The sequence below is a fragment of the Brevibacterium sp. HMSC24B04 genome (genome assembly GCF_001806835.1).
Classification (GTDB): Bacteria; Actinomycetota; Actinomycetes; order Actinomycetales; family Brevibacteriaceae; genus Brevibacterium; species Brevibacterium ravenspurgense.
The window spans coordinates 1,896-13,848 of sequence record NZ_KV786099.1; the positions used below are offsets into that span (position 1 = coordinate 1,896).

Annotated in this window: 7 protein-coding genes and 1 tRNA gene; 4 read left to right on the top strand and 4 right to left on the bottom strand. The window is 64.3% G+C overall.

The features are described 5' to 3' along the window. Positions 1 to 69: 69 nt before the first annotated feature. Entirely contained in the window at positions 70 to 2,832 is a 2,763-nt protein-coding gene (locus tag HMPREF3092_RS08225) for an esterase-like activity of phytase family protein (RefSeq protein WP_070424545.1), read from the bottom strand. A 183-nt stretch (positions 2,833 to 3,015) separates the two neighbouring features. Beyond that, positions 3,016 to 3,771: a lipoate--protein ligase family protein gene (locus HMPREF3092_RS08230; RefSeq protein WP_070424546.1), complete on the bottom strand. Its 756-nt coding sequence runs from the start codon at positions 3,769 to 3,771 to the stop codon at positions 3,016 to 3,018. A gap of 98 nt (positions 3,772 to 3,869) precedes the next feature. Between HMPREF3092_RS08230 and tmk the strand changes: the two genes are divergently transcribed. Beyond that, entirely contained in the window at positions 3,870 to 6,566 is a 2,697-nt protein-coding gene (gene tmk, locus HMPREF3092_RS11525) for a dTMP kinase (RefSeq protein ID WP_070424547.1), read from the top strand. Beyond that, positions 6,563 to 7,717 carry a DNA polymerase III subunit delta' gene (locus HMPREF3092_RS08240; RefSeq protein WP_070424548.1) on the top strand — a complete coding sequence of 385 codons (1,155 nt, stop codon included), beginning with the start codon at positions 6,563 to 6,565 and terminating at the stop codon, positions 7,715 to 7,717. The genes tmk and HMPREF3092_RS08240 overlap by 4 nt, the downstream gene beginning before the upstream one ends. Positions 7,718 to 7,805: 88 nt before the next feature. On the opposite strand, the gene HMPREF3092_RS08245 is transcribed toward HMPREF3092_RS08240, so the two are convergent. Continuing rightward, the gene (locus HMPREF3092_RS08245; RefSeq protein WP_083274333.1) at positions 7,806 to 9,416 is read right to left on the bottom strand and encodes a MocR-like pyridoxine biosynthesis transcription factor PdxR; all 1,611 of its coding nucleotides are present in this window, start codon (positions 9,414 to 9,416) and stop codon (positions 7,806 to 7,808) included. 181 nt (positions 9,417 to 9,597) lie between these two features. On the opposite strand from HMPREF3092_RS08245, the gene pdxS reads away from it, so the two are divergent. Continuing rightward, positions 9,598 to 10,509, top strand: coding sequence for a pyridoxal 5'-phosphate synthase lyase subunit PdxS (gene pdxS, locus HMPREF3092_RS08250; RefSeq protein WP_070424550.1), 912 nt, complete (start codon positions 9,598 to 9,600; stop codon positions 10,507 to 10,509). A gap of 86 nt (positions 10,510 to 10,595) precedes the next feature. Here pdxS and HMPREF3092_RS08255 read toward each other — a convergent pair whose 3' ends face one another. Next, complete coding sequence (locus tag HMPREF3092_RS08255) at positions 10,596 to 11,723, bottom strand: M20 family metallopeptidase (protein ID WP_141737998.1); 1,128 nt, start codon at positions 11,721 to 11,723, stop codon at positions 10,596 to 10,598. A gap of 160 nt (positions 11,724 to 11,883) precedes the next feature. Between HMPREF3092_RS08255 and HMPREF3092_RS08260 the strand changes: the two genes are divergently transcribed. Further along, positions 11,884 to 11,953 (top strand) — tRNA-Thr (locus tag HMPREF3092_RS08260).

Here is an 11,953-nt window from a genome sequence, read left to right on the forward strand (position 1 = left end):
GCGCATTTGCGCGTGAGGTTGCATTAAAGCGTGAATCTGGCCTGTCGGCTAAGCGGGCGGGGCTAAGTATCAGCCGCGGCGGCGAGCCAAAGCGCGCAGGCCGAAGCCTCCGCCGATGAACACAGCGGCCGCAGCAAGTGCCGCAGCGATGCTCACACCCGTGCGCGGCAGAGCCCCGCCCTTCGAGGAGGGCGCCTTCGCCTCGGGGCCGGCCTTGTCGCCGGCCTTGTCAGTCGGCTCGTCGCCGGCTTCATCTGCGCCGTCATCAGAGCCAGCATCACCAGAGTCTCCCGAGGTGCCGCCCTCCTGGCCGCCGTCTTCAGAGCCGCCCGTGGGGTCATCGGAGGGGCCGTCAGCGTTGTCATCGCCCGGCTCTTCCTCTGCAGGAGGCGCATCTTCGCCGAAGACCTTGCCCAAGCGCAGGAACACAGTTTCACCGGTTGCGTCATCGAGAGCGTCGTTGTCGGTGACGGCGTAGGCCTCGCCGTCAGCCGCGATGGTGAAGCCTTCCAGCTTTTCCTGCGTCCAGCCGTTGAGCGCCTGCAGCTTCGGCAGAACATCAACCGCAACAGCCTTCTTGACCTTCTGCGGCTTTGCGCCTTCCTCTGCAGCGCCGGCCGCGCCACCCGAACCCGAGCCGTCGGCACCCGGAGCGGTGCCGCTGCCGGCGATTGGCGCCTCGTCAGCCGAATCAGCCTCAACTGCACCGCCCGCCTCAGCACCATCAGGCAGTGTGACCTTCATGATGCGCTTAATCGCAGCGTTCGGGCCGTTCTGCTTGTCGCGTTCGATCACGGCGAGGGTGTTCTTGTCGACCACGGTGAGTTCGGACAGACCGATCCAGTCGCCGTCCTTGTCAGTGGAGTCGAGTTCGTAGGAGAACCACTCCCAGGTCTTGTCGGTGGTGCTGTAACGGCCGATGCGCACAGTGTTGTCGCCCTCGAGCCCTTCGAGAGGCTTGGCTTCGGGGTCTTTCCACAGGGGACGCTGGATTGCGGCGTAGACGTATTCGCCGCCCTTGCCGTCGTCAATTGCGTCAACGCCCTCAAGCCCCCACTTGCCGACGTGCTTGGCAACATCGTCCGGCAGGCCGATGGTCTCTTCGATGTTGAGCTCGCCGTCCGTGCGGTGAATCGCATTCTTGTCACCGGTCTTGCCTTCTGAGGCAATCCAGAAGCCGCCGTCTTCACGTGCGGAAATGCCCTCAATGTCGAGGCCCTCGGCAGGCTTGCCGTCCTGCATGACGGAACGAGCGTCAGTGATGCGGGCGGGTGCGTTCTTGTCGCTGACATCGACCGTGTACACGCGGCCTTCGGCCAGCGCGGAGTCCGATGCGGCGTACAGGGTCTTCGCGTCAGTCGGGTGGGCGGTCAGAGCGCCCAGAGCGCTGAAGCCCAGTTCGGACTTATCCGCCACGATTGACGGCTGCGGGTCCTTCTTTTCCGACAGCTGGTAGACATTGACGGCCGAACGCACGCCGTTCTTGGCTTCGTCGACCTCGCTGGAGACCAGCAGCATGTTGCGGTTTTCAACCGGCAGGATGCCCTCCGGACCGTTGGTGGTGAACAGCAGCTGCACGAATTCGGGCTCGGCAGGGTTGTCGACGTTGTACACGGCCACGAAGTTCGAACGCTCCGAACCGACGAAGGCGTAGCGGGTGCCGTTCATGGTGGCCGTTGCAATGCCCTCGATTTCCGGGCCCTTCTTTTCGGCGCGCTTGTTGTTGTGCAGGCCGTAGCGGTTGGCGATGTCCTCAATCGACGAACCCGCATCCCACACGACCTTGCCGCTGCTGTCGAAAACCGACCATCCGCGGCTGCCGCCCTTCCAGTCGCCTTCATTGGCGGTGGCCAGGTGCTCATCGTCAATCCAAGCAATCGCATCGGGCTCACGCGGCACGCTCTTCAGCGAGTCCGTGGGCTTGATGAGCTTGTCCTTCTTAGCGTCGACGTTCTCAAGGTCAACGCTGCCGGTGCTGAAAACACTCGTAATTTCGTTGGTGTTCAGGTCGATGATCGCCACACCGTTGTTTTCCTGCAACGTGACGGCCAGCTGGTTGCGGCTGTTGATCGACACGTACTCAGGTTCGAGGTCCTCAGGAGTGTCAAGGCCAGCCTCGGCGACCTTGGGCAGGGGAGTGCCGTCCTCATTGTGGAAGCGAACAGGTTCGGGCTTCCAATCCGCGGCGGGGTCGCCTTCGAGCTTGATCGTCTGGATGAAGCCGGCAGGCTGCTGGGGGAGCCCGCCGTCGCCCTTGTCTTCGTCACGTTCGTTTTCAATCGCAATTGCGGCGCGCTTGCCGTCGGGGCTGATGGCAATCGAGTCGGGCTGGCCGCCCAGATCGTAGGAGCCGACCTTTTTGTGGTCGCTCAGCTTGATGAGGTCAACGCGGCCCTTGGGGTTTTCGTAGTCCTTGCCGGTTTCGCTGATGACGACGAGCACGTATTCGCCGACAACCGCGACAGACGTCGGTTCGTCGTCCGCGTTGCCAAGGGTTGCGAGGCTGACAGTGCCGAGTCCCTTCGGCTTGCCGGGGTCGCTGACATCGAGGAATCCGATGCGCTTGCCCGCAGCGTCGGTGTAGACCATCGTCTTGCCGTCTTCGGAGATGTCGGAAATCTCGGCAACGGTTTCGTCTGCGATGTCGACGCCGTCAGGGCGGTTTTCGTAGACGGGGTAGGTCGCGGTCCGGGCGAACGAGGCGCCGGAAGCGGCCGTCTGCGCGTTTGCCGGGGTCGTGTCTCCGGATGCGCTGAGAACAGCGGGGGTGATGCCGACGCCGGCGACCAAACCGGCGGCGAGTACTGCGGGGGCAAGACGAGTGAACTTCACGGGTCAACTTTCTGCAGGCCGAAATCGAACCTATTCACCGTCGTACTCGCTGGTGAACTCACCGTTTCACTGAGAGTAAAACTGCGTGAACGGGCTGGGCGGGGGAGTGCGGAGCGGCGGGCCGTTCTCACGCTTTAATGCAACTTCACGCGCTGATGCGCTGCATTAAAGCGCAAATCTGCATTAGCGCGTGGATTCGAGCTGGCTGACCGAGTTGTACGCGCCGGCCGCCTCAATTTCCTCGGCTGAAAACTCCGACGGCTCAAGGTCATAGCCACGCGCATACTCCGCCAGAAAGGCCTGCTCGACCGCATCGACAGTGACGTCCGGATGGACTTCGCTGATCGACCCGCCGGTCGCGGGGTCCCAGTCGACCCCGAGTGCCGCCTCGACATCCGTCAGCACGGAGCGGATGGGGGCCGGGTCGGTGATGATGACCGACGATGAGAACAGCCACCCCGTCTTCGTCACCCGCTGTGCCGTGCCGATTGCCTTAATCTTTCCGGCGACGTTGACACTGTGCTCGCCGGGACAGTACTCGCCGGGGATCTCCCCGAGCCGCGCGTCGATCCCCACCGACTGCAGGGCGCGGACGTACATGTCACCGAACGAGGTGAAGCGCGCCTGGGTGCCCGTGAACATCTGGTCTGCGGGCTCCACGTGGTCGATCACGAGGCTGCCGTGATGGTAGGCCGCAACTCGTCCGCCGAGTGTGCGCAGCAGGGGAGTGAACCCGGCTTCGCGCGCCTTGCCGACCGCGTCGTCGAACCCTGCGAGGAACCGGTCACGCCCGCCGAACACAACGGTCGACTCGGGCCGGTAGATGCGCAGTGCACCGGGCCTGCGCCCCGCACGCACCGAGTCGAGGAGCACGCGAGCCAGGGACAGCGTGGTCAGCGGGTCGTCGTGACCTCGGGGCAGAAAATGGAGTGTCGACACGAAAACACTGTAGCGGGACGCTTTCGAACGGTGTGTGTTCAGCGTCGTGTCAGAGGGTCAACGTAGGCTGGGTTTGTCAGGACACAGGAGGTCATCAGATGAGCAATGACAAGAGGCTTTCGGCCAAGCAGCCCTTCGGCGGCCCGAACGCAGACACCTCTGACCGGATTGCGGCCATCACCCCGCAGCGCGGTGTCATCGGGCATGCGGTTCTTGAAGCCGCGACGTGGCTGGCCGTGATGTCCTCTGTCCTGCTGACGTATTCTCTGGCCGGTGTCGTGGGCTTTGCATCTTCGGCCCGCGGGGGCGCGCTCGCAGCCGTTGTGCAGCGCGAAGCTGACGGCGACTTCAACCGCAATTTCGCCAATCCTGCGTACTTGGCGGTCATCGTGCTTTTGGGCATTGGAAGTTTCCTGCCGCTCAAGCGGGTCCGCTCGATGGAGTTTTCGCAGCGCACTCTGATTCTGACCATCACGTCCGTGCTGACGGGCATCACCCTTATTGTCTTCGGCGTGTACTCAACTGTGTGGATGGGTGCGATTGCTGCGCTGTTCCTCGGTGCGCTCATTTCTCTGCAGGTCATTCACACCCCGGAACTGCACACCAAGCCCTGGCGTGCGGGCACCGTGTCTGCAGTGATCTTCTTCTTCATCGGCGCGGTCGCCCAGATTCGGGCGGGCATCGGCGCCGGCATGCCCGCCGTGCCATGGACGGTCTTCGCATCCGGCATTGTCATCATCCTGGCCGGCGTGCTCATCATCGTTTCGCCGTTGCAGCGCTCCCGCATTCCCTCCACCGGGGCGTTCCCGCTGACCCGTGCGCTGCGACAGGCTCGCGCCCACGTAGATGTGGGCACCCCGTGGCCGGTGTACGCGCTGTTCGGCGTGATCGGCTCAATCTTCGTGGTGATCGTCCCTACCGCATCTGACGAATCGTTCGGCATCATGAGCCTCGGGCTCATGGTCTGTGCTGTGCTTGTCGGCTGGGCTGCCGGGTACGAGGCGGGGCCGACTTTCGCTCCCGGCATGACCCGGCCAAGGCTCACCGCCTTTTCGCTTATCGGTGCGGGCATCCTCGCCATCCTCGGCGGCATGGTCCACGAAGTCTCCGGCACCGCGCTTCTGTTCGCCGCGGCTGCCTTCGCCGTCGGAGTGGGCGTGCGAGCACAGGATTACCAGGTGTCGCGGCGCATCGGCTTGGGCATCGGTGCCATCATCACACTGCTCATCCTCAGCCTGGACGCACGCTTCACAGTTGTGCTCAGCGAAGCCTCAACCTGGAACATCACAGGCTCTGCAGTCGCAGTGTCCAGTGTCGGACTCCTGGCCACCGTCGGCGGCATCATCGCGCTGTTCCTGTTCTCACCCACCGGTATTCACGGCATCGGCGTCGACATCGTCCACGCGTTCCGCACGCGGACAGCAGACGGGCAACCGGGTCAGTCTGCCGGTTCTGCAGGCGCGCACGGCCCCAAACAGCCGCACGCACCGGCCGCACCTGCTGGGCACGGTGGGCAGGCGGCTCAGTCCGGTGGCGGCCTGCAGACGCCCTCCGTGCGGACTGCGCAGAGCGGTTTCTTCATCGCGGTCGAAGGTCCCGACGGTTCGGGCAAGACAACGCAGATCGACTTCATCCGCAAGCACTTGGCCGACCGCGGCCTGCACAATGTCGAAACCACCCGCGAACCCGGCGGCACCGACAAGGGCAAGCAGATCCGCGCCGCAATTCTCGACGGCCAGGGAGTCACCCCGAAGTCCGAGGCGCTGCTGTACGCCGCCGACAGGTCACACCACGTGGCCTCGCTGATCGACCCCACCCTGAGGTCCGGCGGAGTCGTCGTCACCGACCGCTACATCGACTCCTCGCTTGCCTACCAGGCGGCCGGCCGCGAACTTGCAGAAGAAGACATCTTCGCCCTGTCCGCGTGGGGAACTGATGGGCTCATGCCCAATCTCACACTGCTGTTGGACATTTCCCCAGAAGCCTCCGCACAGCGCACATCACAGCGCGGCAATGAAAATCACCTGGACAAACAGTCCGCAGAGTTCCGTGGCCGAGTGCGCGCACGTTTCCTGTCTCTTGCGGAAGAAAACCCGCACCGCTACGTGGTCATCAACGCCGATCAGCCCGCACAGAAGGTCTCTGAGGACATCGCCGCGGCTCTCGATGCGGCACTTGATGCTGCGGGCCTGGGCCGCAGGCCGCAGGCGCAGCAGCCGGGCTCGCAAACGCAGCGACGCTCCTCAGCGGATCTGCTGACATCGGACGATCCCGATGCCACACAGGCCATGCCTTCGCTCGAAGCTGAGAATGTTCCTGCCGAATCAGAGCAGCGCTCACAGGGCGCGTCTGGCCAGTCAGCTGCGGCGCAGGGTCCGGCGGTTTCGCAGATGCCCGTCGTGAAACCGGCAGAAGAACAGCAGAAGGCAGCTGACGGATCGCAGGAAGCAAGCGAAGGCCAGAAGCCAGCTGACGTTCAGTCGAAACCCGCGAAGGAACAGCAGGAGTCCGCTGAACCGGAACACGTCGAAACCGCTGCGGGCAGTGCTGAAAGCGCTGACACTGCCGCAGACTCTGACAGCAGTGTTCCGCCGAAGCCGGAAGCGAAACCTGCTCCCGTGCCGGAAGCTGACACGATCCTTCCGGACACACCGTCTGTGAGCGCTGACGACGATGCCGCAACTCGCATCCTGCCGTCCCAGCCGGAACAAAGCGCTGAAAAGCTGCGCAAACAGGCGGAAATCGAGCGTCAGGCGCGTGAACGTCTACGTCAGGCCCGCAGGGGCAAACGGTGAGTGTGTGGGACGACCTCGTCGGCCAAGAAGCAGCCATCAGCGAACTGTCCGCTGCTGCTGCCGGCCAGGGGATGACACACGCGTGGCTCATCACCGGCCCACCCGGTTCGGGCCGATCAAATGCGGCCCGGGCCTTCGCCGCCGCGCTGCTCACTGAGGACCACGGCGCAAGCCTCAGCCCGGAGGCTCAGCGAGCCCTGTCCGGCACGCACGAATCGATGACAATGCTGCGCACCCAAAAATCCGTCATTTCGATTGACGAAGTGCGCCAGCTGGTCAGCACCTCGCAAAGCTCACCGGTCAACGCCGATTGGCGCGTCATCATCATCGAAGACGCTGACCGTATGGCTGAGCGCACCTCCAACGTACTGCTCAAAGCCATCGAAGAACCACCGCCGACCACGGTGTGGATCCTCTGCGCGCCCAGCCCCGAAGACGTCCTGACCACCATCCGGTCGCGCTGCCGGACCGTGGGCCTGCGCATCCCTCCGGCAGAAGCCGTCGCCCAGCTGCTGGTCAACCGCGACGGCGTCGACCCCGAGCGAGCCAAATGGGCTGCTGCCGCCGCCCAAAACCACATCGGACGGGCCAAACATCTGGCACTTGACGACGATGCGGCGCAGGCTCGCCGCCGAATCCTCGAAATCCCTCAGCGGCTCACATCCGTCGGCGCCACAGTGCGACTGGCGGGGCGAACAGTCGAAGCTGCATCCGAACGTGCCGAAGAGCGCACAAAAGCCCGTTCTGAGAAAGAACGCGCCGAACTGCTCGAAACCTTGGGAGTCGAACCCGGCAAAGCAGTGCCGCCAGCTCTGCGCCCGCAGGTAAAGAAATTAGAAGAAGAACAGAAGCGTCGAGCAGTTCGCGCACGGGCTGACGAACTCGACTCGATCATGCTGGAACTTCTTTCGCTGTACCGCGATGTTCTGCTGACCCAGCTGGGCAGCGGCGACACACTCATCAACATCAGCGAAGCCGAACTCATCCGCGAAATCGCTGCACAAGACGACGCCACAACTACGCTCAAGCGCATCAACGTGCTTGAACTGGCCCGCGAACGCCTGCAGACCAACACCGCACCCCTGCTGATCGTCGAAGCCGCGTTCATCGGACTGGCCAACCCCTGGCTGGAAACTCACACGACGCGCTGAGTCTGTGGGCTGAGTCCGCGCGCTCGGGAGCAGAACGCAGGAACGGCGCTGCCAGCAAACGGAGCACCGTGTTGCAGCCCGCAACACATCACCTCAGCGAGCGGGCAGCCTCCACAAGCCCGCGAAGTCCCGTGTGCAGTTCACTCTCCGGCCCGCCGAAGCCAACAACGATCCCATCCGGCAGTCCACCGTCATCCACACCGTCAGGCAGCTGTCCAGCCCAGTACTCCGACAGCGGCTGCACCCGAACCCCGTGCGATTGAGCCGCGGCAACCAGCTCAGCTTCCGGCAGATCGACCGTGACAACAGCGGCGAGGCCGCCCGGCACCTCGTCAACATGGAATCCGGGAACCCGCCCCAGCACCGTCCGCACAACATCCAACTTGATCCGATGCTGTGCGCGCACCGCCGCCGCGTGACGTTCCAAACCACCCGACTCAATGAGTCCAGCCACTGCCCGCTGCAGAATCCGGCTCACCGGCGCACCCAGCTGTGCGCGCAGAACCGCAAGATCATCGATCCACTCCACCGGCACGTGCAGGTGGCCCAAAGCAATACCGGGGCTGATGAGCGACGCCAATGATGACAGCAGAACGACCGGTGCGCGCTCCGAAACCGCAAGCCCAGCCAAAGTCGGCAAAGGCGCTGCGTCCCATCGGAACTCGGCGGTGTGATCATCCTCGATCACGGCGAACCCATGTGCTTCGGCTGCAGCCAATACCGCCAGGCGCCTGGCCAGCGGCAGCGAACCGCCCAGCGGGTACTGGTGCGACGGCGTCACAATGAGAGCGTCCAGACCATCTGGGATCTGCTCGGGAACCAGCCCGTGATCGTCAACGGGCACAGGAATCAGCCGGTGCCCCAAAGCCTCGACAGCTCGTCGCAGGCCCGGATACCCGGGGGACTCAATGCCGATGTTCAGCACTGGCCGTCCAACTGACACTGCCGACCCGGTCGCGTCTCCACCTCGTCCCATTCGGTGCTGCAGACAGTCCAGAACCAGGCGAAGGCCGTCGCGAGCACCCGCGGTGACGACAACTCGCTCGGCAGAGGCGGGCATACCGCGCACACGTCGCAGCCGGTCGGCAAAAGCGACTCGCAGTTCGGCAAGACCCAGTGGTTCTGAGCTCCCCTCCCGGAAGTCTTCTTCGGCTTCACGCGCGGCCGACCGCCAGGCCGCCCGCCACGTGGGCGACACCACCCCAGAGCCGTCCACACGGGAGGGCAGGAGGCTGATCGGCGAGGTGGAGCTCGCTCCTGCGCTGCCACGGCTGCTCCGGCAGGCCGCGTCGACCAGGCCGTTCGCACGGAACTCGTCGGCCGCTGCGTCTTCACTCTCACTTTCGCGGGATGTCCGAGGTGCCTGCCCGCGGTTGTGCAGCTTGGTTGGGGTCGGCGGGTGCTCGGCTGCCGCTGGGCGTGGGACCGCGGCGAGGTCGGGGCTGACGATCGTGCCAGAGCCTTCTGCCGACACAATGCACCCTTCGGCGGTCAGCTGTTCGTAGGCGGCGACAACCGTGCCGCGCGATACTCCTGCTAAGCGGGCGAGGCTGCGGGTTGACGGCAGTTCGGTGCCGGGAACGAGAGTCCCGGTTTCAATCAGGGAGCGCAGCTGACCGGCGATCTGCACGGGAAGCGAAACGCTTGTGCTGCGATCAACGGACACAGGCAGCGTCACTGGGCGAGGGGTGCGGGCCATGCTCAGACAGTAGCTGACCGCCGGATAAGTGGTCTAATGCTGGGATGTAGAACTGGACCTGGCTTTGATCCGCTTTGCGGGCCACGATGGGCGAAGTCACATCAGATGGCCGCCCCGGCACAGTGCCGCAAATGTCGCAGGCACCGCACGCCCAAGCGGCCGAAGCCCGAAAGGATTTCCCATGGCAGCACCCGGACATCAGACAGCCGCTCAGTCGAGCATGGTCAAGCGAGGCCTGGCAGACCAGTTCAAGGGCGGCGTCATCATGGACGTTGTCACTGCCGAGCAAGCCCACATTGCCGCCGACGCCGGTGCGTGCGCGGTCATGGCCCTTGAGCGTGTGCCCGCCGACATCCGCGCGCAGGGCGGTGTGGCCCGCATGTCCGACCCGGATCTCATTGACTCGATCATCGAAGCCGTTGACGTTCCCGTCATGGCCAAGGCCCGCATCGGCCACCAGGTCGAAGCGCAGGTGCTGCAGTCGCTCGGTGTGGACTTCGTGGACGAATCCGAAGTCCTCAGCCCTGCCGACTACGTCAACCACATTGACAAGCACGCTTTCGACGTCCCGTTTGTCTGCGGTGCCACCAACCTGGGTGAAGCGCTGCGCCGCATCAACGAGGGCGCCGCCATGATCCGCTCCAAGGGTGAAGCCGGCACGGGCGATGTTTCGGAAGCCACCAAGCACATCCGCACGCTCAACCGCGAAATCAACGAAATCGCGGCCCTGTACGAAAACGCACCCGACGAACTCTACGTTCGCGCAAAGGAACTCCAGGCGCCGTACGAACTGGTCGTCGAAACCGCTCGCGCACGCCGCCTGCCGGTTCCGCTGCTGGTCGCCGGCGGTGTCGCCACCCCAGCCGATGCCGCGTTCATGATGCAGCTGGGTGCTGACGGCGTTTTCGTCGGTTCGGGCATCTTCAAGTCCGGCAACCCCGAAGCCCGTGCCAAAGCGATCGTGACCGCCGTGCAGAACTACAACGACCCTGCCGTCATCGCGGATGTGTCCCGCGGCCTGGGTGAGGCGATGGTCGGCATCAACGTCGCTGACCTCCCCGCACCTCACCGCCTGGCCGAACGCGGTTGGTGAGCCTTCTGGGCTGACCCGGGCTCAGCACGGCCCGTGTCAGCCCAGAGTGGTCTGGCTCAGTCCAGCCTGGCTCAGTCCAGCCCGGCTCAGCTTGGCAGACCTTCTGTCAGCAGGTGTTCGAGCATGCCGGCGGTCAGCGTGGTGCGCGGACCGATCCAGTCGACGAGCGCGTGTTCGTCATCAGCGTGCGAACCCCCGCCGACCGTGCCGAGACCATCAACCGTGGGCACTCCGATACCGGCGGTGAAGTTGCCGTCGGACCCTCCGCCAACCGAAATCGGCCGTACTTCCGGCAGTCCCTGACTGTCGGCGATGTGCTGAGCCAGTTCGATCAGCGGTCGGCTGGAGCGCTCTTCCATGGGCGGGCGATTGATGCCGCCGGTCAGTTCGACCAGCGCCCCCGGCAGGTTTGGGGTCAGTGAATGCAGTGCCGAATCGACGCGCAGCTGTTCGGCGACCGTCAGTGCGCGCGAATCAATGTCGAGCTGCGCCTCGGCCGGCACGGTGTTGGTCGTGGTGCCCGAATGCATGGCGGTGGGGACGACAGACGTGCCCAGCGCAGGGTCGTTCAGCCGTTCAACTGTGAGGATCTGGTGGGCGGCTTCGACAGTGGCGTTGATGCCGCGTTCGGGTTCAACGCCCGCGTGGGCGGCCCGACCGGTGATGTTCAGGCCGTAGAGTGCAACGCCCTTGCGCGCAGCTTTGAGCTCACCATCTGGCCCGCCGGATTCGAAGACCAAGGCGGCCGAAGCCCCGTGGGCCTCCGTTTCGATCAGGTGGCGTGACGATGGTGAGCCGAGCTCCTCATCGCCGTTGATGAAGATTGACAGCCCATCGAGTGAGCCGAGCTTCTTCTGCACGCGGGCGGCGGCGTACAGGGCGATGAGGTTGCCGCCCTTCATGTCGTCGGTGCCGGGGCCGGTGATGACGCCCTTGTTGACGGCGAATGGCATGGTTTCGAGTGTGCCGATGGGCCACACGGTGTCGTGGTGGCCGAGCATGACGACTTTCCGCGGCTGTGTGCCGAACCGCCACAGCAGGTGGGGAGTGTCAGAAACCGTGATGATCCGCGGCGCCACGCCCAGCAGTTCTTTGCCGACGGCTGCGTGAACTCTGGCGGACTGTGACAGGGCGTAGTGGTCCATCGACGGTGATTCGCATTCCACGAGCGTGCGGAAATGGCGGATGAATCGGTCGAGTTCCGTGCTGTCCACTGGTGGTTCCCTGTTCTGATTTTGCTTGCTGTCGACTTGTGTGTGCGTGCCGCCTGTCATGCGGCTGGTGGGGTTGCCCCTTGTCACCTTACTGGGTGGGTGCGCGAGGGCTTTGTTCGTTTTGCTCTTGTCCTGGCGTTCGAGTATCATTTTCCGAGTTGCCGCCTTAGCTCAGTCGGCAGAGCGATTCACTCGTAATGAATAGGTCGCCGGTTCGATTCCGGCAGGCG

Excerpts from the sequence above, each read along its gene's own strand:
- pdxS (WP_070424550.1), top strand. The coding sequence starts at position 9,598 with ATGGCAGCACCCGGACATCAGACAGCCGCTCAGTCGAGCATGGTCAAG.
- HMPREF3092_RS08245 (WP_083274333.1), bottom strand. The coding sequence starts at position 9,416 with ATGGCCCGCACCCCTCGCCCAGTGACGCTGCCTGTGTCCGTTGATCGC.
- tmk (WP_070424547.1), top strand. The coding sequence starts at position 3,870 with ATGAGCAATGACAAGAGGCTTTCGGCCAAGCAGCCCTTCGGCGGCCCG.